The organism is Hydrogenophaga sp. PAMC20947 (assembly GCF_004795855.1).
Lineage (GTDB): Bacteria > Pseudomonadota > Gammaproteobacteria > Burkholderiales > Burkholderiaceae_C > Hydrogenophaga.
On sequence record NZ_CP039252.1, the window covers coordinates 2,626,172 to 2,652,608 of the forward strand.

The window sequence follows — 26,437 nt, forward strand, 5'->3', positions numbered from 1 at the left end:
AAGGTGATGTTATTTAGATATTGGCAGTGGCACGGGTCACAGGGCGAGCGCCCTGCGAACGATCTTTGGCAAGTCGATCCAGCTGGGCGCGGAAGCCTGGAGCAGGACGAACGGAACCCGCTTGTGCCTTGAGAGGCACAGGGGCTTCAGCCTGAGCCGCTGCATCAGCAGACTGTTCGGAAGCTTCGTTCGCAGGTTTTTGGACTGCCTTTTCAGCAACGGGTTTTTCTGCTGCCGGTGTTTCCGCAACCTGGGTGCCGACCTCGGTCTGTTCAATGCCCGCAAGCAAGGTCGCTGGTGCGTCAGTGGCAAACGAGTCAAACAGCGTGGCATATCCAGCCGTAGCAGAGTTCGAAGCGTCTGCAGCAGCCGATCGAATCGCAGACTCCAGCTGCGCAGAGCGAACCGCGTGCTGAACATACAAGGCATGGTCCATGTCGAGCGGCTGGTACCTGACAGCATTCTGTACATGCAATGCTGGCTTGATGACCTCCATTTCGCCATAGCCACGCTCACGAATCAGACCCAAGTCTGACCCCTGCCCCGCTCCACTAAAAATCAGGTTATCGGGAACCAATCCGAGAGCCTCGGCCTGCAACGCTGTCCCGCCCTGGATGCCACCCATGGCCATCGCAAAGAGGTCCCGTTCATTTTGAGCGGCGTTCACGGCGTACAGCACGTGCAGCGCGCTGACGGCGGGTTGCCCGATGGATTGCGCTGGCCTCAAGTTACTTTCCGAGTTCTCCCATTGAGGAGCATCCGGAACCACAGGCGATGGAGCCGGCGCTGGCGCTGGCGCTGACAGTTGTGGCGCGGGAGCCGGTGCAGCAGGTGACGGTGTAGGCGCAGGCGCCGGAGCAACCACATTGGAGAAGCTCAGTACCGCAGTGTCGGTGCGCTGGCCATCGGTCACGGTGTACACCACGCTGGGCACGGGGCCCGCATAACCGGGCAGCGGTGTGAAGGTATACCCCCCATCGCTACCGATGACCAATGTACCCACACCCCCAATGACCGCCGTACTGCCTGCAGGATAAACCGTGGGGTCTCCCGCCAAGGTGAACTCGGTCACAGACAGTGGATCACCATCAGGATCGGTGTCATTTGGCAAGACATTGCCAGACACCGGTGTGTCGAACTGGGTCGGAACCGGGCCATCGTCGGTGGCCTGTGGCGCATCGTTGACTGGTGCGATGTGGATGTTGATGGTGGCCGTGGCCTCCTCGCCATCCGGATCAACAACCGTGTACTCCACCGGCAGCGGCACGCTGTTGTTGTAGTTCAGCGCAGGCGTGAACGTCAAGGTGCCATTGGGGTTGAGGTTCATCACCCCCACCGGGTTGCCCGTGGCTGGATCGTTGATCACGATCGGCGTTCCCACCGTGATCGGCTGGCCGTTCACCTCGGTGATCGTCAGCGCGCCCCCCTCGGGGTCAACGTCGTTGGTGCGTGGATCAAAGGAGACCGGCTGGTCTTCCAGACCCCGTACCACGTCATTCACGGCGATGGGCGGATCGTTGGCCGCATCGACCAGCACATTCAGTGTGGCGGTGTCGGTCGCGGTTCCATCGGAGATGGTGTAGGTCACCGGAGGCACTGTGCCTTCGAACCCGGGAGCGGGCGTGAAGGTGTAAGCACCTGTCGTTTCGATCACCAACGTTCCGATGTTGGTGATGATGGCCGTGCTACCTGGACCAAAGGCCTCGGGTACACCGTCGCCATTGGTATCCACTTCAAACCCGGTCACAGTGAGCACATCGCCAGCATCCGGATCGGTGTCAACACCACCCGCCAAAACGCCGTTGCCGTCGTCAGTCAGCACGTTGCCATTCACTGGCGTGTTCGGCAAGGTGGTGACACTGTTGTCTGCTGCAACAGGTGCGTCATTCAAGCCTGTCACGGAGATCGTCAACGTGGTGCTGACCGATTGACCCGAAGGGTCTGCAACCGTGTAGCTGAACACATCATTGGCCACCTGCCCCGCAGGCAAAGCCTGGGCAGCGGTCGTTGGCGTGTAGGTATAGCTGCCATCGGAGTTGAGCACCAGCGTGCCGTATATGCCCACGATAGGCTGGCCCACCGCTGCCGTATCGCCGTTGACCTCGGTCACAGCCAGCGTGTCGCCATTCGGATCAATGTCCTTACCACCCGGTTGTGCCTCGCTCAAGATCACGCCGTTGGCTGCGCTCACGTTGAGCGGCGTGTCTTCATCCGTGGCGTTGGTGTCCGGCTGCGCAACGGGCGCTTGGTTGTCCTGACCCACGTTGACGGTCACGTCTGCGGTATCGGACTCACCAGAAGGGTCCTGTACCGTGTAGCTGAACGTGGCAGCGCCGGTGAAGCCGGTTGTCGGGGTGAACACCAACTGACCACCCACCAGCGTCACAGTTCCATTGGCCACCGGCACGGGTGCGCCACTTTCGGTGATGGGTTGACCGTTCACCTCGGTGATGATCAGCGTGTCGCTGTCTGGGTCGGTGTCATTGCCCAGCACATTGATCGTGACAGGTGTGTCCAGAGGTGTGTTCGTGGTGTCGTCAATGGCGTCCGGCGCTTCATTGACCGGCGTCACGGTCACGGTGACGGCCGCTTCGAGTTCATTGCCCAGGTTGTCTTTCACCGTATAGGTGAAATCAACGGGTCCGTTGAACCCAGGAACGGGGGTGAACACCAATACGTCGTCGGTGGGGTCACCCGGCGTACCGCCATTGTTGAGGCTCACCACCCCGATCGGCAATCCGCTGGTGGGGTCGGTCACAGTGACGGGTGAGCCCACCGCAATGGGCTGACCATTGATTTCCGTGATGGTCAGAGGGCCTTCGCTACCTGGATCGTCGTTGCCGAGCACATCGATGGTCACCGGCGTGTTCTCCGGCGTCGTCGCGACATCGCCCACCACCGAAGGCGTTTCACTGACGGGAGTCACTGTGATCGTCAAAGTGGCTTCGTCGGTGGCGTTGCCATCGGTCAGCGTGTAGGTTGCAACGGGCACCGAGCCCGAAAAACCCGCCAATGGCGTAAAGGTGTAGCTGCCGTTGGTGTTGATCACCAAGGTGCCAACACCGGCAATGGTGGCCGTCTGGCCATGCGTGAAGGTTTCCGGTGTTGCGTCACCATCGGTATCAATGGTGAAGCCAGCCACCGTCAGGGTGTCCCCCTCGACATCGCTGTCAAGGCCATTACCCGTGTTGACCGTGATCACATTTCCAGTCACGGGGACGCCTTGCACCGTGGTCCTCACATCGTCTGTTGCCACTGGCGCGTCGTTCACCCCGTTGATGGTCACTATGATGGTGGCCGTGTCGGTACCACCTTCGCCGTCACTGATCGCATAGACCAGTGTGGTCGTGGCGGTCTCGCCCACGGCCAGGCTCTCAAACGCACCGTTGGGATCGAACGTGATCACACCCGCCGCGTTGATGCTGAACACACCACCGTTGCTGCCGGCCACACCGCTCTGTGGCGTCACCGTCAAGGTGTCACCGTCCGGATCACTGTCTGTGCCGGCACCGGTGTTGTCGGTCAACGCGTTGCCGATCACCGCGGCCGTGGCGTCTTCGCTCACCGCGTAGTCGTTGTCCAGCGCATCGGGCGCTGGGTTGCCCACCGTGTAGCTGAAGGTGTCCGTGGTCGTCCCACCTTTGCCGTCGGCGGCCGTCACCGTCACGCTGTACACACCCGGGTTGTTCACCGGATCCACGCCGCCCTGGCTGGCCGAGTTGTCCAGCACACCACTGATCACACCCGTGTTCGGGTTCAGCGTCAGGCCTGCGGGCAGGCTCGCTGCCGTGTAGGTCAGCACATCTGTGCTGTCCGGGTCGGTGAACGCTCCGGTCACATTGATCGGCGTGATGGCCACGGCATCCGTGCCCACCTGATTGGGAATCTCCGAACCAGGCACCACTTCAGGCGCGTCGTTCACACCGTTGATGGTCACCGTGATGGTGGCCGTATCGGTACCACCTTCGCCGTCGCTGATCGCATAGACCAGTGTGGTCGTGGCGGTCTCGCCCGCGGCCAGGCTCTCAAACGCACCGTTGGGATCGAACGTGATCACACCCGCCGCGTTGATGCTGAACACACCACCGTTGCTGCCGGCCACACCGCTCTGTGGCGTCACCGTCAAGGCGTCACCGTCCGGATCACTGTCTGTGCCGTCACCGGTGTTGTCGGTCAACGCGTTGCCGATCACCGCGGCCGTGGCGTCTTCGCTCACCGCGTAATCGTTGTCCAGCGCATCGGGCGCTGGGTTGCCCACCGTGTAGCTGAAGGTGTCCGTGGTCGTCCCACCTTTGCCGTCCGCGGCCGTCACCGTCACGCTGTACACACCCGGGCTGTTCACCGGATCCACGCCGCCCTGGCTGGCCGAGTTGTCCAGCACACCACTGATCACACCCGTGTTCGGGTTCAGCGTCAGGCCTGCGGGCAGGCCCGCTGCCGTGTAGGTCAGCACATCTGTGCTGTCCGGGTCGGTGAACGCTCCGGTCACATTGATCGGCGTGATGGCCACGGCATCCGTGCCCACCTGATTGGGAATCTCCGAACCAGGCACCACTTCAGGCGCGTCGTTCACCCCGTTGATGGTCACCGTGATGGTGGCCGTGTCGGTGCCACCAAAGCCGTCATTGATCTGATAGACCAGCGTGGTCGTGGCGGTCTCGCCCACGGCCAGGCTCTCAAACGCACCGTTGGGATCGAACGTGATCACACCCGCCGCGTTGATGCTGAACACACCGCCGTTGCTGCCGGCCACACCGCTCTGTGGCGTCACCGTCAAGGTCTGCCCAACATCGGGATCGCTGTCCACTCCGTCACCGGTGTTGTCGGTCAACGCGTTGCCGATCACCGCAGCCGTGGCGTCTTCGCCCACCGCGTAGTCGTTGTCCAGCGCATCAGGCAGTTCGTTGGCACCCGTCACGGTCACCGTGATGGTGGCTGTGTCGGTACCGCCTTCGCCGTCGCTGATCGCATAGACCAGCGTCGTGTCCCGGGTGTCACCTGGGTTGAGATCTGCAAATGCACCGTTGGGGTCGAACGTGATGTCGCCGTTGGCCGCAATGCTGAACACACCGCCGTTGCTGCCAGCCACACCGCTCTGTGGCGTCACCGTCAAGGTGTCACCGTCCGGATCGCTGTCAACACCGGCTCCGGTGTTGTCGGTCAACGCGTTGCCGATCACGGCGGATGCATCGTCGCGTCCAACCGTGTAGTCGTTGTCCAGCGCATCGGGCGCTGGGTTGCCCACCGTGTAGCTGAAGGTGTCCGTGGTCGTCCCACCTTTGCCGTCAGCGGCCGTCACCGTCACGCTGTACACACCCGGGTTGTTCACCGGATCCACACCGCCCTGGCTGGCCGAGTTGTCCAGCACACCACTGATCACACCCGTGTTCGGGTTCAGCGTCAGGCCTGCGGGCAGGCCCGCTGCCGTGTAGGTCAGCACATCTGTGCTGTCCGGGTCGGTGAACGCTCCGGTCACATTGATCGGCGTGATGGCCACGGCATCCGTGCCCACCTGATTGGGAATCTCCGAACCAGGCACCACTTCAGGCGCGTCGTTCACACCGTTGATGGTCACCGTGATGGTGGCCGTGTCGGTACCACCTTCGCCGTCACTGATCGCATAGACCAGTGTGGTCGTGGCGGTCTCGCCCACGGCCAGGCTCTCAAACGCACCGTTGGGGTCGAACGTGATCACACCCGCCGCGTTGATGCTGAACACACCGCCGTTGCTGCCAGCCACACCGCTCTGTGGCGTCACCGTCAAGGTGTCACCGTCCGGATCACTGTCTGTGCCGGCACCGGTGTTGTCGGTCAACGCGTTGCCGATCACCGCGGCCGTGGCGTCTTCGCTCACCGCGTAGTCGTTGTCCAGCGCATCGGGCGCTGGGTTGCCCACCGTGTAGCTGAAGGTGTCCGTGGTCGTCCCACCTTTGCCGTCGGCGGCCGTCACCGTCACGCTGTACACACCCGGGTTGTTCACCGGATCCACGCCGCCCTGGCTGGCCGAGTTGTCCAGCACACCACTGATCACACCCGTGTTCGGGTTCAGCGTCAGGCCTGCGGGCAGGCCCGCTGCCGTGTAGGTCAGCACATCTGTGCTGTCCGGGTCGGTGAACGCTCCGGTCACATTGATCGGCGTGATGGCCACGGCATCCGTGCCCACCTGATTGGGAATCTCCGAACCAGGCACCACTTCAGGCGCGTCGTTCACACCGTTGATGGTCACCGTGATGGTGGCCGTATCGGTACCACCTTCGCCGTCGCTGATCGCATAGACCAGTGTGGTCGTGGCGGTCTCGCCCGCGGCCAGGCTCTCAAACGCACCGTTGGGATCGAACGTGATCACACCCGCCGCGTTGATGCTGAACACACCACCGTTGCTGCCGGCCACACCGCTCTGTGGCGTCACCGTCAAGGCGTCACCGTCCGGATCACTGTCTGTGCCGTCACCGGTGTTGTCGGTCAACGCGTTGCCGATCACCGCGGCCGTGGCGTCTTCGCTCACCGCGTAATCGTTGTCCAGCGCATCGGGCGCTGGGTTGCCCACCGTGTAGCTGAAGGTGTCCGTGGTCGTCCCACCTTTGCCGTCCGCGGCCGTCACCGTCACGCTGTACACACCCGGGCTGTTCACCGGATCCACGCCGCCCTGGCTGGCCGAGTTGTCCAGCACACCACTGATCACACCCGTGTTCGGGTTCAGCGTCAGGCCTGCGGGCAGGCCCGCTGCCGTGTAGGTCAGCACATCTGTGCTGTCCGGGTCGGTGAACGCTCCGGTCACATTGATCGGCGTGATGGCCACGGCATCCGTGCCCACCTGATTGGGAATCTCCGAACCAGGCACCACTTCAGGCGCGTCGTTCACCCCGTTGATGGTCACCGTGATGGTGGCCGTGTCGGTGCCACCAAAGCCGTCATTGATCTGATAGACCAGCGTGGTCGTGGCGGTCTCGCCCACGGCCAGGCTCTCAAACGCACCGTTGGGATCGAACGTGATCACACCCGCCGCGTTGATGCTGAACACACCGCCGTTGCTGCCGGCCACACCGCTCTGTGGCGTCACCGTCAAGGTCTGCCCAACATCGGGATCGCTGTCCACTCCGTCACCGGTGTTGTCGGTCAACGCGTTGCCGATCACCGCAGCCGTGGCGTCTTCGCCCACCGCGTAGTCGTTGTCCAGCGCATCAGGCAGTTCGTTGGCACCCGTCACGGTCACCGTGATGGTGGCTGTGTCGGTACCGCCTTCGCCGTCGCTGATCGCATAGACCAGCGTCGTGTCCCGGGTGTCACCTGGGTTGAGATCTGCAAATGCACCGTTGGGGTCGAACGTGATGTCGCCGTTGGCCGCAATGCTGAACACACCGCCGTTGCTGCCAGCCACACCGCTCTGTGGCGTCACCGTCAAGGTGTCACCGTCCGGATCGCTGTCAACACCGGCTCCGGTGTTGTCGGTCAACGCGTTGCCGATCACGGCGGATGCATCGTCGCGTCCAACCGTGTAGTCGTTGTCCAGCGCATCGGGCGCTGGGTTGCCCACCGTGTAGCTGAAGGTGTCCGTGGTCGTCCCACCTTTGCCGTCAGCGGCCGTCACCGTCACGCTGTACACACCCGGGTTGTTCACCGGATCCACACCGCCCTGGCTGGCCGAGTTGTCCAGCACACCACTGATCACACCCGTGTTCGGGTTCAGCGTCAGGCCTGCGGGCAGGCCCGCTGCCGTGTAGGTCAGCACATCTGTGCTGTCCGGGTCGGTGAACGCTCCGGTCACATTGATCGGCGTGATGGCCACGGCATCCGTGCCCACCTGATTGGGAATCTCCGAACCAGGCACCACTTCAGGCGCGTCGTTCACACCGTTGATGGTCACCGTGATGGTGGCCGTGTCGGTACCACCTTCGCCGTCACTGATCGCATAGACCAGTGTGGTCGTGGCGGTCTCGCCCACGGCCAGGCTCTCAAACGCACCGTTGGGGTCGAACGTGATCACACCCGCCGCGTTGATGCTGAACACACCGCCGTTGCTGCCAGCCACACCGCTCTGTGGCGTCACCGTCAAGGTGTCACCGTCCGGATCACTGTCTGTGCCGGCACCGGTGTTGTCGGTCAACGCGTTGCCGATCACCGCGGCCGTGGCGTCTTCGCTCACCGCGTAGTCGTTGTCCAGCGCATCGGGCGCTGGGTTGCCCACCGTGTAGCTGAAGGTGTCCGTGGTCGTCCCACCTTTGCCGTCGGCGGCCGTCACCGTCACGCTGTACACACCCGGGTTGTTCACCGGATCCACGCCGCCCTGGCTGGCCGAGTTGTCCAGCACACCACTGATCACACCCGTGTTCGGGTTCAGCGTCAGGCCTGCGGGCAGGCCCGCTGCCGTGTAGGTCAGCACATCTGTGCTGTCCGGGTCGGTGAACGCTCCGGTCACATTGATCGGCGTGATGGCCACGGCATCCGTGCCCACCTGATTGGGAATCTCCGAACCAGGCACCACTTCAGGCGCGTCGTTCACACCGTTGATGGTCACCGTGATGGTGGCCGTATCGGTACCACCTTCGCCGTCGCTGATCGCATAGACCAGTGTGGTCGTGGCGGTCTCGCCCGCGGCCAGGCTCTCAAACGCACCGTTGGGATCGAACGTGATCACACCCGCCGCGTTGATGCTGAACACACCACCGTTGCTGCCGGCCACACCGCTCTGTGGCGTCACCGTCAAGGCGTCACCGTCCGGATCACTGTCTGTGCCGTCACCGGTGTTGTCGGTCAACGCGTTGCCGATCACCGCGGCCGTGGCGTCTTCGCTCACCGCGTAATCGTTGTCCAGCGCATCGGGCGCTGGGTTGCCCACCGTGTAGCTGAAGGTGTCCGTGGTCGTCCCACCTTTGCCGTCCGCGGCCGTCACCGTCACGCTGTACACACCCGGGCTGTTCACCGGATCCACGCCGCCCTGGCTGGCCGAGTTGTCCAGCACACCACTGATCACACCCGTGTTCGGGTTCAGCGTCAGGCCTGCGGGCAGGCCCGCTGCCGTGTAGGTCAGCACATCTGTGCTGTCCGGGTCGGTGAACGCTCCGGTCACATTGATCGGCGTGATGGCCACGGCATCCGTGCCCACCTGATTGGGAATCTCCGAACCAGGCACCACTTCAGGCGCGTCGTTCACCCCGTTGATGGTCACCGTGATGGTGGCCGTGTCGGTGCCACCAAAGCCGTCATTGATCTGATAGACCAGCGTGGTCGTGGCGGTCTCGCCCACGGCCAGGCTCTCAAACGCACCGTTGGGATCGAACGTGATCACACCCGCCGCGTTGATGCTGAACACACCGCCGTTGCTGCCGGCCACACCGCTCTGTGGCGTCACCGTCAAGGTCTGCCCAACATCGGGATCGCTGTCCACTCCGTCACCGGTGTTGTCGGTCAACGCGTTGCCGATCACCGCAGCCGTGGCGTCTTCGCCCACCGCGTAGTCGTTGTCCAGCGCATCAGGCAGTTCGTTGGCACCCGTCACGGTCACCGTGATGGTGGCTGTGTCGGTACCGCCTTCGCCGTCGCTGATCGCATAGACCAGCGTCGTGTCCCGGGTGTCACCTGGGTTGAGATCTGCAAATGCACCGTTGGGGTCGAACGTGATGTCGCCGTTGGCCGCAATGCTGAACACACCGCCGTTGCTGCCAGCCACACCGCTCTGTGGCGTCACCGTCAAGGTGTCACCGTCCGGATCGCTGTCAACACCGGCTCCGGTGTTGTCGGTCAACGCGTTGCCGATCACGGCGGATGCATCGTCGCGTCCAACCGTGTAGTCGTTGTCCAGCGCATCGGGCGCTGGGTTGCCCACCGTGTAGCTGAAGGTGTCCGTGGTCGTCCCACCTTTGCCGTCAGCGGCCGTCACCGTCACGCTGTACACACCCGGGTTGTTCACCGGATCCACACCGCCCTGGCTGGCCGAGTTGTCCAGCACACCACTGATCACACCCGTGTTCGGGTTCAGCGTCAGGCCTGCGGGCAGGCCCGCTGCCGTGTAGGTCAGCACATCTGTGCTGTCCGGGTCGGTGAACGCTCCGGTCACATTGATCGGCGTGATGGCCACGGCATCCGTGCCCACCTGATTGGGAATCTCCGAACCAGGCACCACTTCAGGCGCGTCGTTCACACCGTTGATGGTCACCGTGATGGTGGCCGTGTCGGTACCACCTTCGCCGTCACTGATCGCATAGACCAGTGTGGTCGTGGCGGTCTCGCCCACGGCCAGGCTCTCAAACGCACCGTTGGGATCGAACGTGATCACACCCGCCGCGTTGATGCTGAACACACCACCGTTGCTGCCGGCCACACCGCTCTGTGGCGTCACCGTCAAGGCGTCACCGTCCGGATCACTGTCTGTGCCGTCACCGGTGTTGTCGGTCAACGCGTTGCCGATCACCGCGGCCGTGGCGTCTTCGCTCACCGCGTAGTCGTTGTCCAGCGCATCGGGCGCTGGGTTGCCCACCGTGTAGCTGAAGGTGTCCGTGGTCGTCCCACCTTTGCCGTCCGCGGCCGTCACCGTCACGCTGTACACACCCGGGTTGTTCACCGGATCCACGCCGCCCTGGCTGGCCGAGTTGTCCAGCACACCACTGATCACACCCGTGTTCGGGTTCAGCGTCAGGCCTGCGGGCAGGCCCGCTGCCGTGTAGGTCAGCACATCTGTGCTGTCCGGGTCGGTGAACGCTCCGGTCACATTGATCGGCGTGATGGCCACGGCATCCGTGCCCACCTGATTGGGAATCTCTGAACCAGGCACCACTTCAGGCGCGTCGTTCACACCGTTGATGGTCACCGTGATGGTGGCCGTATCGGTACCACCTTCGCCGTCGCTGATCTCATAGACCAGTGTGGTCGTGGCGGTCTCGCCCGCGGCCAGGCCCTCAAACGCACCGTTGGGATCGAACGTGATCACACCCGCCGCGTTGATGCTGAACACACCACCGTTGCTGCCGGCCACACCGCTCTGTGGCGTCACCGTCAAGGTCTGCCCAACATCGGGATCGCTGTCCACTCCGTCACCGGTGTTGTCGGTCAACGCGTTGCCGATCACCGCAGCCGTGGCGTCTTCGCCCACCGCGTAGTCGTTGTCCAGCGCATCAGGCAGTTCGTTGGCACCCGTCACGGTCACCGTGATGGTGGCTGTGTCGGTACCGCCTTCACCGTCGCTGATCGCATAGACCAGCGTCGTGTCTCGGGTGTCACCTGGGTTGAGATCTGCAAATGCACCGTTGGGGTCGAACGTGATGTCGCCGTTGGCCGCAATGCTGAACACACCGCCGTTGCTGCCAGCCACACCGCTCTGTGGCGTCACCGTCAAGGTGTCACCGTCCGGATCGCTGTCAACACCGGCTCCGGTGTTGTCGGTCAACGCGTTGCCGATCACGGCGGATGCATCGTCGCGTCCAACCGTGTAGTCGTTGTCCAGCGCATCGGGCGCTGGGTTGCCCACCGTGTAGCTGAAGGTGTCCGTGGTCGTCCCACCTTTGCCGTCAGCGGCCGTCACCGTCACGCTGTACACACCCGGGTTGTTCACCGGATCCACGCCGCCCTGGCTGGCCGAGTTGTCCAGCACACCACTGATCACACCCGTGTTCGGGTTCAGCGTCAGGCCTGCGGGCAGGCCCGCTGCCGTGTAGGTCAGCACATCTGTGCTGTCCGGGTCGGTGAACGCTCCGGTCACATTGATCGGCGTGATGGCCACGGCATCCGTGCCCACCTGATTGGGAATCTCCGAACCAGGCACCACTTCAGGCGCGTCGTTCACACCGTTGATGGTCACCGTGATGGTGGCCGTGTCGGTACCACCTTCGCCGTCACTGATCGCATAGACCAGTGTGGTCGTGGCGGTCTCGCCCGCGGCCAGGTTCTCAAACGCACCGTTGGGATCGAACGTGATCACACCCGCCGCGTTGATGCTGAACACACCGCCGTTGCTGCCGGCCACACCGCTCTGTGGCGTCACCGTCAAGGTGTCACCGTCCGGATCGCTGTCCACACCGGCTCCGGTGTTGTCGGTCAACGCGTTGCCGATCACCGCGGCCGTGGCGTCTTCGCTCACCGCGTAGTCGTTGTCCAGCGCATCGGGCGCTGGGTTGCCCACCGTGTAGCTGAAGGTGTCCGTGGTCGTCCCACCTTTGCCGTCAGCGGCCGTCACCGTCACGCTGTACACACCCGGGTTGTTCACCGGATCCACACCGCCCTGGCTGGCCGAGTTGTCCAGCACACCACTGATCACACCCGTGTTCGGGTTCAGCGTCAGGCCTGCGGGCAGGCCCGCTGCCGTGTAGGTCAGCACATCTGTGCTGTCCGGGTCGGTGAACGCTCCGGTCACATTGATCGGCGTGATGGCCACGGCATCCGTGCCCACCTGATTGGGAATCTCCGAACCAGGCACCACTTCAGGCGCGTCGTTGGTACCGGTGATCGTGATCGTCAGCGTGGCATCGGACGTGTCACCGTTTTTGTCGGTCAACCGGTAGGTGTACACCTCGGTCAGTGTGTCGCCGGGGGCGAGTTGCTGCACCAGCGGGTTGGCGTTGTTCAGCGTGTAGGTGTACGCACCCGTGGTGCCCAGCGCGACCGTGCCGTAACTGCCCGTGGCTGAGCCAACCAGGGTCGTCACGTTCTGCGCCGCCGTGCCATCACCGTTGGTGTCGGCCGTGCCGTCGGTCTTGACGTTGCCGCTCACCGAGATCGCATCTTCTGCGATCGTGTTCACGTTCGCTGTGGCCACCGGCAGATCATTGGTACCGGTGATCGTGATCGTCAGCGTGGCATCGGACGTGTCACCGTTTTTGTCGGTCAACCGGTAGGTGTACACCTCGGTCAGTGTGTCGCCGGGGGCGAGTTGCTGCACCAGCGGGTTGGCGTTGTTCAGCGTGTAGGTGTACGCACCCGTGGTGCCCAGCGCGACCGTGCCGTAACTGCCCGTGGCTGAGCCAACCAGGGTCGTCACGTTCTGCGCCGCCGTGCCGTCACCGTTGGTGTCGGCCGTGCCGTCGGTCTTGACGTTGCCGCTCACCGAGATCGCATCTTCTGCGATCGTGTTCACGTTCGCTGTGGCCACCGGCAGATCATTGGTACCGGTGATCGTGATCGTCAGCGTGGCATCGGACGTGTCACCGTTTTTGTCGGTCAACCGGTAGGTGTACACCTCGGTCAGTGTGTCGCCGGGGGCGAGTTGCTGCACCAGCGGGTTGGCGTTGTTCAGCGTGTAGGTGTACGCACCCGTGGTGCCCAGCGCGACCGTGCCGTAACTGCCCGTGGCTGAGCCAACCAGGGTCGTCACGTTCTGCGCCGCCGTGCCATCACCGTTGGTGTCGGCCGTGCCGTCGGTCTTGACGTTGCCGCTCACCGAGATCGCATCTTCTGCGATCGTGTTCACGTTCGCTGTGGCCACCGGCAGATCATTGGTACCGGTGATCGTGATCGTCAGCGTGGCATCGGACGTGTCACCGTTTTTGTCGGTCAACCGGTAGGTGTACACCTCGGTCAGTGTGTCGCCGGGGGCGAGTTGCTGCACCAGCGGGTTGGCGTTGTTCAGCGTGTAGGTGTACGCACCCGTGGTGCCCAGCGCGACCGTGCCGTAACTGCCCGTGGCTGAGCCAACCAGGGTCGTCACGTTCTGCGCCGCCGTGCCATCACCGTTGGTGTCGGCCGTGCCGTCGGTCTTGACGTTGCCGCTCACCGAGATCGCATCTTCTGCGATCGTGTTCACGTTCGCTGTGGCCACCGGCAGATCATTGGTACCGGTGATCGTGATCGTCAGCGTGGCATCGGACGTGTCACCGTTTTTGTCGGTCAACCGGTAGGTGTACACCTCGGTCAGTGTGTCGCCGGGGGCGAGTTGCTGCACCAGCGGGTTGGCGTTGTTCAGCGTGTAGGTGTACGCACCCGTGGTGCCCAGCGCGACCGTGCCGTAACTGCCCGTGGCTGAGCCAACCAGGGTCGTCACGTTCTGCGCCGCCGTGCCATCACCGTTGGTGTCGGCCGTGCCGTCGGTCTTGACGTTGCCGCTCACCGAGATCGCATCTTCTGCGATCGTGTTCACGTTCGCTGTGGCCACCGGCAGATCATTGGTACCGGTGATCGTGATCGTCAGCGTGGCATCGGACGTGTCACCGTTTTTGTCGGTCAACCGGTAGGTGTACACCTCGGTCAGTGTGTCGCCGGGGGCGAGTTGCTGCACCAGCGGGTTGGCGTTGTTCAGCGTGTAGGTGTACGCACCCGTGGTGCCCAGCGCGACCGTGCCGTAACTGCCCGTGGCTGAGCCAACCAGGGTCGTCACGTTCTGCGCCGCCGTGCCATCACCGTTGGTGTCGGCCGTGCCGTCGGTCTTGACGTTGCCGCTCACCGAGATCGCATCTTCTGCGATCGTGTTCACGTTCGCTGTGGCCACCGGCAGATCATTGGTACCGGTGATCGTGATCGTCAGCGTGGCATCGGACGTGTCACCGTTTTTGTCGGTCAACCGGTAGGTGTACACCTCGGTCAGTGTGTCGCCGGGGGCGAGTTGCTGCACCAGCGGGTTGGCGTTGTTCAGCGTGTAGGTGTACGCACCCGTGGTGCCCAGCGCGACCGTTCCGTAGCTGCCCGTGGCTGAACCAACCAGGGTCGTCACGTTCTGCGCCGCCGTGCCGTCACCGTTGGTGTCGGCCGTGCCGTCGGTCTTGACGTTGCCGCTCACCGAGATCGCATCTTCTGCGATCGTGTTCACGTTCGCTGTGGCCACCGGCAGATCATTGGTACCGGTGATCGTGATCGTCAGCGTGGCATCGGACGTGTCACCGTTTTTGTCGGTCAACCGGTAGGTGTACACCTCGGTCAGTGTGTCGCCGGGGGCGAGTTGCTGCACCAGCGGGTTGGCGTTGTTCAGCGTGTAGGTGTACGCACCCGCGGTGCCCAGCGCGACCGTTCCGTAGCTGCCCGTGGCTGAGCCAACCAGGGTCGTCACGTTCTGCGCCGCCGTGCCGTCACCGTTGGTGTCGGCCGTGCCGTCGGTCTTGACGTTGCCGCTCACCGAGATCGCATCTTCTGCGATCGTGTTCACGTTCGCTGTGGCCACCGGCAGATCATTGGTACCGGTGATCGTGATCGTCAGCGTGGCATCGGACGTGTCACCGTTTTTGTCGGTCAACCGGTAGGTGTACACCTCGGTCAGTGTGTCGCCGGGGGCGAGTTGCTGCACCAGCGGGTTGGCGTTGTTCAGCGTGTAGGTGTACGCACCCGCGGTGCCCAGCGCGACCGTTCCGTAGCTGCCCGTGGCTGAGCCAACCAGGGTCGTCACGTTCTGCGCCGCCGTGCCGTCACCGTTGGTGTCGGCCGTGCCGTCGGTCTTGACGTTGCCGCTCACCGAGATCGCATCTTCTGCGATCGTGTTCACGTTCGCTGTGGCCACCGGCAGATCATTGGTACCGGTGATCGTGATCGTCAGCGTGGCATCGGACGTGTCACCGTTTTTGTCGGTCAACCGGTAGGTGTACACCTCGGTCAGTGTGTCGCCGGGGGCGAGTTGCTGCACCAGCGGGTTGGCGTTGTTCAGCGTGTAGGTGTACGCACCCGCGGTGCCCAGCGCGACCGTGCCGTAACTGCCCGTGGCTGAGCCAACCAGGGTCGTCACGTTCTGCGCCGCCGTGCCATCACCGTTGGTGTCGGCCGTGCCGTCGGTCTTGACGTTGCCGCTCACCGAGATCGCATCTTCTGCGATCGTGTTCACGTTCGCTGTGGCCACCGGCAGATCATTGGTACCGGTGATCGTGATCGTCAGCGTGGCCGTTGACGTATCGCCGTCCACATCGGTCAACCGGTAGGTGTACACCTCGGTCAGTGTGTCGCCGGGGGCGAGTTGCTGCACCAGCGGGTTGGCGTTGTTCAGCGTGTAGGTGTACGCACCCGCGGTGCCCAGCGCGACCGTGCCATAGGTTCCCACGGCCGAACTCACCAAAGTCGTCACGTTCTGCGCCGCTGTGCCATCACCGTTGGTGTCGGCCGTGCCGTCGGTCTTGACGTTGCCGCTCACCGAGAGCGCATCTTCTGCGATCGTGTTCACGTTCGCCGTAGCCACCGGAACGCGGTTGCTCAGTCCGAAGTCGATATTCAGATTGATGGAACCGATCGAAGTGACATCAGCGTTCCCATTGGTGGCGCCGCCCGTGGTGGTGTAGGTGCGGGTGCCAAGAACACCCGCGGTGTCGGTGACCCGGACGACATAGTTCCCTGGCAACACCCCATTAAACCGGTAGTTGCCGCTCGCATCGGTGGTGTCGGTGGCGAGCACGCGCTCGCCAGCATCCACTATGCCGTTGTTGTTGACATCATCCACCAATTGCACGGTGACCCCTGCGATGCCTACGTCGGTTCCGTCAAAGGTGCCATTGTTGTTTTTGTCAACGAAAACCTTGTCGCCCAACGAAGCGGTTGGAGGAACCCAACCAGCTGCATCAAAAACCGCTCCGGGCAGCAAGGTGGTGCCATCCGTGGTGATGTTGACCGCAGAACCAATGGAGGCGCCGGTCAAGGGGTTGTATTGCTGTATCGATGTGCCAAGGCCATAGGCCTCACCATTGATGCCGGTGCCCTGCTGCGTATGGTCTGCGGCAACGGTGCTTGTACCCATTGCAGCGCCGCTCGTGGCGTCGTAGCGGGTCAGCGTGGTGCTAGCCACACTCAAAATTGTGTTGTTGGCTGCGTTGTAGCCCAGATCACCCCAATCGTTGGCCGTGATGTTGGTCACAAGCGTTGAGATACCGCTCACCGTCGTGCCGGCATTTGAAAACGTGATTCGGTAGATGGTGTCATCCGAATTGTTGCCGGTGTTGTTTTCGACACCCAAGTACAGCGAGTTATTGGCAAACACGGCGCCACCACTGGCCACACCCCGGCTGCCCACCACGATACTCTGACCCGCGCCATTGTTGGTCAGGTTGCCGTCGATCAGGATGTGCGTATTGGTGTTGAAGTTGTACGCAAAGAGCGCCGAATTCGAGGAATTGCTGTCGCTATTATTCGTGTAATAAATCAGACCATTGACTTGATCGACGGCCAACGAGTTTAGGGAAGTACCCGTGGACACACCGCCCACCGTCGCAGGCGCGGTGGTGATGAGAGTCGCCTTCCCGGTGACGATATCGATGCTGTAAATATTGGTGCTTTGCACGGCAAGCAAAGCGCCTGAACCGTTGCTCGCTGTGGTCGTCAACAAGCCAGCGTACTCATGCGCTGAGATAGCAATGGTCTCGATCACGCCGTCTTGATTGGTTGCCTCCAACACCCAGTCACCACCCAGCGACTCGGCGCCCGTGTCGTCATTGGAAGCTGCCACATCGGCACCCGTCGCCCGAGCCAGGGCATCCACAAATGTGATGCCCGCTTCTGTCGAGGCCACATCGCAGCCGTACAGCAGCAGATCGGCATCCTGCGCCAACGCTGCGGAAATAATCAACATTGCATTGGCGTATTGATTGGCCAACGTGCTCGAGTTCAGCGAGGCCGTTCCCAAGGTCAGCTGCCCAGCGCTGCCGTGGCTGATGATGTGGACGGCGTTGATGCCGGTGCGTCCATTCAACACCTCCGCAATCTGCTCCACGCCATCACGGTCGGCAGCCAACACATAAACTTCGCCAGAATGCCAGGAAAGGTTACCAGCTACCTCGTCAACAACGGCGTCAACAAAGATCACTTCAACTCGATCCGCCTGGATTTCAATGTCGCTGGCATCCAGAAGGTCTCCGTCGATATCAAACAGCTGACCCGCAAGCTCAACTGAACGCTCAGAGACATCACCGGTGCCATCAAGCACATCCGAGCCCGAAGTTTGGGACTGTTCCGTGCTCGTATCGACCGAATCATCGCTCGAGTTTTCGCCTGCGGAAGCGCTGAGATCGGTTTCTGCACCTCCCAGGGGCGCCGAGTTGTCGCTCACATTGCCAAAGGACAGGGAAGCCGTGGTCGTAGCGCCTCCATCTGACACGGTATAGGTAGCTGACGGGATGGCGCCCTCATAACCTTCCACGGGTGTGAACTCATAACTGCCATCCGCGCGAATGACCAGAGAACCCACGCCATCAATGCTGGCAGCATCGCCAGCCTGGTAAATCCGGGTATCACCAGCCACCGTGAAAGAGACCACGGACAACCCCTCACTGCCCACGCCAACACTGTCGTTGTCCAGCACATTGCCTGAATGCGCTTGAGTCCCTACCGCACGGTCGTCGGCTGCGTGCAGGCCTTTGTCCGGCGCATCTGCCACCACGACGTCCAATGCCTCGCCTGAGACCTCGGATGGTGCCTCAGCCGGCTCGTCCACCGCTGGTGCTTGCGGCGCAGCTTCTACCTCTAGGGCCGCCAGCTGATCGATGCCTTCGAACAAGGGGTCATGCGCCGCATCGGGTGCGTCTTGCACATCAACGATGGTGGCTGCCACGGCCGCATCAAAGACAATGCGCTGCTCTAGCGCCAACTGACCAGCATGGGCGCGCGCTGGTGTCCGGCGTGCCTTTCGACTGGATGACGACTTGCGACCACTGGTGCTGGCAGTCTCGGCTGCCGCCACATAGGTACCCAATGCTTCGTTCCAGATCGATTTGTATGACTTGTTCATGCTGCTCAGTGGTGTTTCGCCAACCGTTTGTAATCAATGTAACAATACGTGTCGTTAGCTACTTAAGTTCTCAATCTCCTTAGGGTACCAAAAAAGCCTACTTTTCGGCTGCTTATTCAACCTTTGTGTCGGTAAAAAATGGCTTTCAGGCGCAAATTCTCACGCTTCTTACCATGCACATTCGGCGGTGTTTAAGGAGCCCACAAATAAATCACGGTGAGACCAAACGAGGTAACGTGAGCGCGCCCTCCTCAAAGAGGGCGTGCCATCCAGTCAATGCAGGTGGTCGGAACCTTTCCTGGATCCATTTTTGGCTGGCGACACCTGGTGGGCAATGAGGCCATCGCTTGTTCTGGCACAGAGGCGGCAAGGCTCCGGGCTCTGAACCTGAACCCGCTTGGGCGAAAGAAGAGAGACCCCATGCGTCGTTGGATTCAGGGACTGTGCCGGTATCTGAAATCCAAACAACGCCACCATGCATCAGAGGAAAACACCCCTCGGCCTGCCAGCTTCGAAGTGGTCGTTTACCTGCTCGACAGCTGCAAAATTGCTTCAGCGTTTGACGGAGAAAAACACCGATCTGCTGCTTCCCGCCAAGGCAACCAGCAGAAATCGACGTGCTCTCGCGGATTCAACACCACCGGCAACATGCTCGGGAGCTGCAAACCAAACAGGTGTTCGGTGTTGCGCACCACACCCGGTTCATAGCGGCCACGCCAGCCCGGATAGATTTCGTAAATATTCTCAATACCCCAATCCAGCAAACGGTTCGTTGTGGCTGAGGCATCGATCCCGGTCTCTTCCAAAACCTCGCGGGCCGCGGTCACGTCCAAGGGCTCATCGATCCAGTCTTTGGAACCGGTGACAGATTGCCAGAAACCCGGCGCATCTGCGCGCTCGATCAGCAAAACGTCGAGTGCGCGCGTGTGGATCACCACCAGCACAGATTGGGGAATCTTGTAGCGCACGCTCACACCCTCACACCACCTGCTGATCCCAGATCCACAACCCAGGACGAATCAACTTCGACAGCGGGCTTGCTGTGGCCCCATGGCGGTGAACCTTTGTCCTTAAACACAGGGATGATGGATGAGAATTTCATAAAAAAAGAGCACCCTAAGGTGCTCTCATTTTGCCTGGTCGCGACGATCAGGTCGCCTTGACGGCATCGGGATTGCGCAAGCGAATGTGCAGCTCGCGCAGCTGCTTGTCGTCGACCACCGATGGCGCCTGCGTCAGCAAACATTGAGCGCGCTGGGTCTTGGGGAACGCGATCACATCGCGAATGGACTCGGCACCCGTCATCAGGGTAATCACGCGATCCAGGCCAAAGGCCAGCCCACCATGCGGTGGAGCGCCATACTGCAGGGCATCCAGCAGGAAGCCAAACTTGACCTGAGCATCTTCCCGGGAGATTTTGAGCGCGTCAAACACCTTTTGCTGCACCGATGCCGTATGAATACGCACCGAACCACCGCCGATCTCCCAACCGTTCAAGACCATGTCATAGCCTTTGGCGATGCACTTCTCAGGCGCTGTGACCATCCAGTCCTCGTGGCCGTCTTTCGGTGCAGTGAAGGGGTGGTGCACAGCCGTCCAGCGGTCCTCTTCCTCGTCATGTTCGAACATCGGAAAGTCCACCACCCACATCGGAGCCCAACGGCTCTCGAACAATCCATTTTTCTTGCCCAATGCACTGTGGCCAATCTTCAACCGCAGTGCACCGATGGCATCGTTGACGACTTTGGCCTTGTCCGCACCAAAGAAGATGATGTCACCGTCCTGCGCCTGGGTGCGCTTGAGAATTTCAGTGAGCGCTGCGTCGTGGATATTCTTGACGATCGGCGACTGCAACCCATCACGTCCCTTGGCGACTTCATTGACCTTGATCCAGGCCAGACCCTTGGCACCGTAGATTTTCACAAAATCGGTGTAGGCATCGATTTCGCTGCGACTCATTTCGGCGCCGCCGCGCACACAAAGCGCCACCACACGTCCATTGGGCATCAGCGCAGGCGCACTGAACACCTTGAAGTCCACATCGCCCATCACATCGGTGAGCTCGGTGAACTCCATGGTCACGCGCAGATCGGGTTTATCTGACCCAAAACGGTGCATGGCTTCGCTGTAGGCCATTACCGGGAACTCACCCAAATCAACATTCAAGGTGTTCTGAAACACCGTTTTGATCATGCCCTGGAACATGTCGCGAATCTCTTCCTCGTCAAGGAACGAGGTTTCGATATCGATCTGGGTGAACTCTGGCTGGCGATCGGCACGCAAATCTTCGTCGCGGAAGCACTTGGTGATTTGGTAGTAGCGATCAAATCCCGCCACCATCAACAGTTGCTTGAACAGCTGCGGCGACTGGGGCAGCGCGAAAAACTGGCCATCGTGCACACGACTGGGCACCAGGTAGTCGCGCGCGCCTTCAGGCGTGCTCTTGGTGAGCATGGGTGTTTCGATGTCGATGAACCCATTGGCGTCCAGAAACTTGCGCACTTCCATCGCCACGCGGTAACGCAGCATCAGGTTGTTTTGCATGTAGGGGCGGCGCAGGTCCAGCACGCGATGGGTCAGACGGGTGGTTTCCGAGAGGTTCTCATCATCAATCTGGAACGCTGGCGTGACCGAGGGGTTGAGCACCTTCAACTCATGACACAAGATTTCAATCTGACCACTCTTGAGCTTGTCGTTGGTGGTGCCATCGGGGCGGGCACGAACCAGACCAGTCACCTGCACGCAAAATTCGTTGCGCACGTCTTCGGCGGTCGAAAACATTTCCGCGCGGTCCGGATCACACACCACTTGAACGTAGCCCTCACGATCACGAAGATCAATGAAGATCACGCCACCATGGTCACGACGGCGGTTCACCCAGCCACACAGCTGAACGGTTTGGCCCATCAGGGCTTCGGTCACCAGACCGCAATAGTGGGAGCGCATGGCCATGAAATACTCTTCTTTCAGCAGTTTCGCTACCGGGGCAGCGAGGGAGGTCAATATCAGTTCGGAGAAGCCGACGCCACATCGGCGAGGGCCTTCACGGGCGATTTTTTAGGGAAGCTTGGCACGATCACGCCCATGGACACGATGTAAGTCAAAGCCTCATCCACACTCATGGACAGTTCCTGGCACGAGCTGCGTCGCACCAACACGAAATAACCACCAGTCGGATTGGGTGTGGTGGGCACAAAAACACTCAGGAACTCATCGCCCTCCCCGGTCGCACCGGGCTGGGCTTTAAGCTGGCTCAACAGGTCACCAGAGGGCGCACCGGTCAGAAATGCAATGGTCCACATGCCTTCATGGGGCCATTCCACCAGCAATGCCTTGCGAAAGGCGTTCCCTTTTTCTGAGAAGAGCGTATCCGATACCTGCTTGACGCCCGAATAGATCGAGCGAACCACCGGGATGCGGTGCAACAACGCATGCCACCAGTTGACGAGGCGATTGCCAATGAAGTTGGATGCGAAGGCTCCAATGGTGAGCACGACCAGCAGGGCAAAAACCACACCCAGTCCGGGAATGTGCACGCCAAACAGTTTGTCGGGGTGCCATCCGTTGGGAAGAATAAAGAGGGTCAGATCCAATGTGGACACGACCCACTCCAGCACCCACAAAGTGATGATGAGAGGCGCTAAAACCAGCAAGCCTGACAGCAACCACTTGCGCAATGAGGGCATCACCAGTGAGCTCAGTGGGAAGATGAGCCACCACCCGAGGTGGTTGGCTTGGGTGCGGGTGCGGGCGATGGAGTGGCCGCAGCAGGCGCAGCAACGGATGGGGCAGGCGATCCAGACGCAGGCACCGACGCAGGTGCTGCCGTGGTTTCGGCCCCGCCTGCGGCTGGCGCTGCGGCCGGCTCGCCCTTGCTGCCGCCACGAAAATCGGTGACGTACCAGCCCGAACCTTTGAGCTGAAATCCTGCGGCAGTGACCTGCTTCTGGAAGGACGCCTCGCCGCAAGCGGGACAAACCGTCAATTGGTCATCGGACATCCGCTGCAACACGTCTTTGGCATGGCCGCAGGACGCGCACTTGTAGGCATAAATCGGCATGGTAGATCCGTGAGGGGGGAATGCGGTAGGAGCCGTCGTATGGGCAGCCGATCAACGGCCCTGCCTTAGAGCAGCAACAAAACCCACGATTATAAATTGGACCGCTGCCTGTCGGGGCGTTAGTTCACCCATAGGCTTAAAGTACGAGTGCAAACGCCCCGATCACCACAAACGAATGCGGGTCAACACCTGCATGAGGATCAGCCCCAGCACAAATCCCACCCCACCCCAGATGATGCCCTGCAGGAGTTTGTTGGTGCGTCGCTGCTCCACCAGCAAGGCATCCAGCTCCCTGCGCAACTCGTGGGGTTTGTGCTGCAGATAGTCTTGCAGCAGGCGGGGCAAAGCCGGCAACAACTTGGCGTACTGCGGCGCCTCGGCCTTCAACTGTTGCAACAGTTTTTGTGGGCCAACTTGCTCGACCATCCATTTCTCAAGAAATGGCTTGGCCGTGTTCCAGAGATCAAGCTCAGGATCCAGTTCGCGGCCCAAGCCCTCGATGTTGAGCAATGTTTTCTGCAGCAGCACCAACTGCGGCTGGATTTCCACCTGGAAGCGGCGCGAAGTTTGGAACAGACGCATCAGCACCATGCCCAACGAAATTTCCTTCAACGGACGATCAAAATAGGGCTCGCAAACGGCGCGAATCGCCCCCTCCAACTCGTCAACCCGGGTGGAGGCTGGCACCCAACCGCTTTCTATGTGCAGCTCGGCCACCCGTTTGTAGTCCCGCCGGAAGAAAGCTGTGAAGTTTTGGGCCAGGTATTCCTTGTCGAATTCGGTGAGCGTTCCCACGATGCCGAAATCGAGCGAGATATACCGCCCAAACGAGGCCGGATCAATGCTCACCCGAATATTACCCGGGTGCATGTCAGCGTGGAAAAAACCATCCCGAAAGACTTGCGTGAAAAAAATCGTGACACCATCCCGGGCCAGCTTGGGAATGTCCACCCCGAGGCGCCGCAATTCGTCGACTTTGTTGATCGGGACGCCGTGCATGCGCTCCATCACCATCACTTCTGTGTGGCAATAGTCCCAGAACATCTCCGGAATCAAAACCAGATCGAGTCCTTGCATGTTGCGACGCAGCTGTGCCGCGTTGGACGCTTCACGCACCAGGTCCAACTCGTCGTGGAGGTATTTGTCGAACTCGGCCACCACTTCCCGAGGTTTGAGACGTTTGCCATCGGCGGACAGCCTCTCGACCCAGCCCGCCATCATGCGCATCAAGCTCAGGTCTTTCTCGATCGCGCGCAACATGTTGGGCCGCAGCACCTTGACGGCCACTTCGCGCCCGCCGTGCCGACCGTCACGCAAGGTCGCAAAATGGACTTGGGCAATCGAGGCACTGGCAACCGGCACGTGTTCAAAATCGGTGAATATGGCGTCCAGCGACTTGCCAAAGGCGCGCTCAATCGTCGCCACAGCCACCTTGCTCGAAAAGGGCGGTACCCGGTCCTGCAAATGGGTCAACTCATCGGCGATGTCTGGCGCCAGCAAATCCCGACGCGTCGACAACACTTGGCCAAACTTCACAAAGATCGGCCCCAGCTGCTCAAGCGCCTCTCGAAGTCGTTGTCCTCTGGGTGCATCCAGGTTCCGCCCCATCGAGACCACACGTCTCAAAACCTTGACCCACGGGCTGTCAAAACCAGACAAGACCAGCTCGTCAAGACCATGTCGCAACACCACCCAGACGATAAACACACCGCGAAACAAGCGGCTCATGTGTCGGATCCGGTCGTATCGGAAGAGGCCTGCGTCGCACCGCTGGCGCCAGGTTTACGCCCCGCAGCAAAACCTTTGATCGCCGTGGTAGCGCTGCGCGCCACGCCAGCGAGGGTGTGCGCTGTGGCATCGCCGACCACCCGGGACAGGTCTTCTTCAACATCCCAGCGAACGTTGTCCACCAGCCAGGCCACTTCGGCCGCCAGCTGCACATCGCCCTGGATATCAACCGCCGGTTTGTCACCCAGCAACAGGGACTGCGCCAGATCCAATGGTGAGGTTTGTGTCAGGGAGACCGACAGCTCAGCTTTCGCAGGCCCGGAAGGCCGCTCCAACAGGCCTGCCGGCGTTGCGGAGAGGGTGAGATGGAAATCACCCCACTGCACCCGAACCGGTTTGCCTTTTTGGCGTTTCAAACGCTCCTGGGCCACGGGCTCTTGCTGCAACACATGGTTGAGCAAGAGCACGACACGGTTTTGCACTTCGTCCACGACCCAGTCGGGTGGGCGAATACGCCCCAGGATAGATTGGAGAAAGCCAGGAATACCGGGCTTGCCGGCGGCAGGGCGGGAATCGGAGGTTGATTCGGTCATCCCCCGATTTTGACGGATAAAGTGCACCCTATCGGCACGCTCCCCTTTTATTGCAGGGCTTGCACGCCAGCCACCAACCAGTCGCCAAAGCCTACCTTGGGACGGGTAATCACCCAGATTTCACGAAACGGGTTCGGGCCCGCCGAAGACTCTTCGCGCAACATGCCGGAAAACTCAACGCTGGCCAGGTAAACCTCACCCTGATCCTCCACACCCAGCAAATGGGCGTCCAGCATGACCACCTCGGTGGTTCCCTGTGCACCGGCACTGGGCCGCTCCCGCTCAGCCAGCTGACCCTGAATTTGCTCCAGCATTGCTTCGGTCATCATGGCGCGCAGGCTGGCCACATCGGCCTGATTCCACGCGGCCTGGAGGCTCACAAAATTGGTTTTGGACGTCGTGAGGAATGCCTCAACATCAAAATCCGCAGGTATGCCCGACGCCGGAGCGCTGTCGGGCTGCGGCGAAGAAATCGCCACCGACTCCCAAGGCCTGGCGGAAGCATCATTGCCCACATTTTTTGGACTGTAGCCCCGTGGAGCAATGACAGCAGTGTCTCGCACACCGCCTCCAGGCCCTTGAGCCACCACAGGGTTGCCACTGGCGTCGGCTGTCTTGGGGCGAATTGCACCCCGAACCCCTGCCAACAAACCTGCCCACAACCCGCTCATTCCCCGCTCCTCTGATGAATTTTTTTCAATTTCTTAACATTTGATACCCAAGTGCAAAGCCACCAAGCCCGCACTGAGGTTGTGAACATCCACGTGCCCAAAGCCCACCGACTTCATGAGCTGTCGCAGCTCTTCCTGACCTGGGTGCATGCGGATGGATTCCGCGAGATACCGGTAGCTGTGGGCATCGCCCGCAACGAGCTGCCCCAGCTTGGGCAAAACATTGAACGAATACCAGTCATACGCCTTCTCCAGCGGTTTGGCCACTTTGGAAAACTCCAGCACCAGCAATTTACCGCCCGGTTTGAGCACGCGCTGCATTTCCGCCAGCGCCCGGTCTTTGTGCGTCATGTTGCGCAAGCCAAAGGCCACGGTCACGATGTTGAATGACTCGCTGGCAAAGGGCAGCTTTTCGGCATCACAGACCATGGTCGGCAACACCACGCCCTTGTCGAGCAACCGGTTGCGCCCTTCGCGCAGCATGGCTTCGTTGATATCGGTATGGACCACGCGGCCAGTGGGCCCGACCTTGCCGGCAAATGCCAAAGATAGATCCCCAGTACCGCCAGCGATATCGAGCACTTGATCCCCTTGCTGAGGATTGGCCACGGCGATCGTGTATTTCTTCCAGACACGGTGTAACCCAGCCGACATGAGATCGTTCATCACGTCGTATTTGGGCGCGACGGAATCAAACACGCTGCGCACATGGCGTGCTTTTTCTTGCTCGTCGACGGTCTCGAAACCAAAATGTGTTGAAGCCATTTCGCAATCC

The 26,437-nt window shown here is 61.1% G+C and carries 8 protein-coding genes and 1 pseudogene; all 9 read right to left on the reverse strand.

The features are described 5' to 3' along the window. Window positions 1–13: 13 nt before the first annotated feature. The 9 genes and pseudogenes from E5678_RS11880 to ubiE all read right to left on the reverse strand — a co-directional run bounded on the left by E5678_RS11880 (window position 14) and on the right by ubiE (window position 26,427). Window positions 14–18,610, reverse strand: a complete 18,597-nt coding sequence (locus E5678_RS11880; RefSeq protein WP_136178723.1) for an Ig-like domain-containing protein — start codon at window positions 18,608–18,610, stop codon at window positions 14–16. A 524-nt stretch (window positions 18,611–19,134) separates the two neighbouring features. Continuing rightward, on the reverse strand, window positions 19,135–19,584 hold the full coding sequence (gene nudB, locus E5678_RS11885) for a dihydroneopterin triphosphate diphosphatase (protein ID WP_136178724.1): 450 nt from the start codon (window positions 19,582–19,584) through the stop codon (window positions 19,135–19,137). A gap of 175 nt (window positions 19,585–19,759) precedes the next feature. Next, the gene (gene aspS / locus E5678_RS11890; RefSeq protein WP_136178725.1) at window positions 19,760–21,562 is read right to left on the reverse strand and encodes an aspartate--tRNA ligase; all 1,803 of its coding nucleotides are present in this window, start codon (window positions 21,560–21,562) and stop codon (window positions 19,760–19,762) included. A gap of 53 nt (window positions 21,563–21,615) precedes the next feature. Beyond that, window positions 21,616–22,296, reverse strand: a complete 681-nt coding sequence (locus E5678_RS11895; RefSeq protein WP_136178726.1) for a DUF502 domain-containing protein — start codon at window positions 22,294–22,296, stop codon at window positions 21,616–21,618. A gap of 11 nt (window positions 22,297–22,307) precedes the next feature. Continuing rightward, a complete protein-coding gene (locus E5678_RS11900) occupies window positions 22,308–22,670 on the reverse strand; it encodes an FmdB family zinc ribbon protein (protein ID WP_136178727.1) in 363 nt (120 codons plus the stop codon). Between the two features lie 162 nt (window positions 22,671–22,832). Beyond that, window positions 22,833–24,398 carry a ubiquinone biosynthesis regulatory protein kinase UbiB gene (ubiB, locus tag E5678_RS11905; protein WP_136178728.1) on the reverse strand — a complete coding sequence of 522 codons (1,566 nt, stop codon included), beginning with the start codon at window positions 24,396–24,398 and terminating at the stop codon, window positions 22,833–22,835. Then, on the reverse strand, window positions 24,395–24,991 hold the full coding sequence (locus E5678_RS11910; RefSeq protein ID WP_136178729.1) for a hypothetical protein: 597 nt from the start codon (window positions 24,989–24,991) through the stop codon (window positions 24,395–24,397). The genes ubiB and E5678_RS11910 overlap by 4 nt, the downstream gene beginning before the upstream one ends. A gap of 47 nt (window positions 24,992–25,038) precedes the next feature. After that, a pseudogene (locus E5678_RS11915) lies at window positions 25,039–25,533 on the reverse strand (Tim44-like domain-containing protein); the annotation flags it as partial. Window positions 25,534–25,695: 162 nt separating this feature from the next. Beyond that, window positions 25,696–26,427, reverse strand: coding sequence for a bifunctional demethylmenaquinone methyltransferase/2-methoxy-6-polyprenyl-1,4-benzoquinol methylase UbiE (gene ubiE, locus E5678_RS11920; protein WP_136178731.1), 732 nt, complete (start codon window positions 26,425–26,427; stop codon window positions 25,696–25,698). Between the last annotated feature and the right edge of the window lie 10 nt (window positions 26,428–26,437).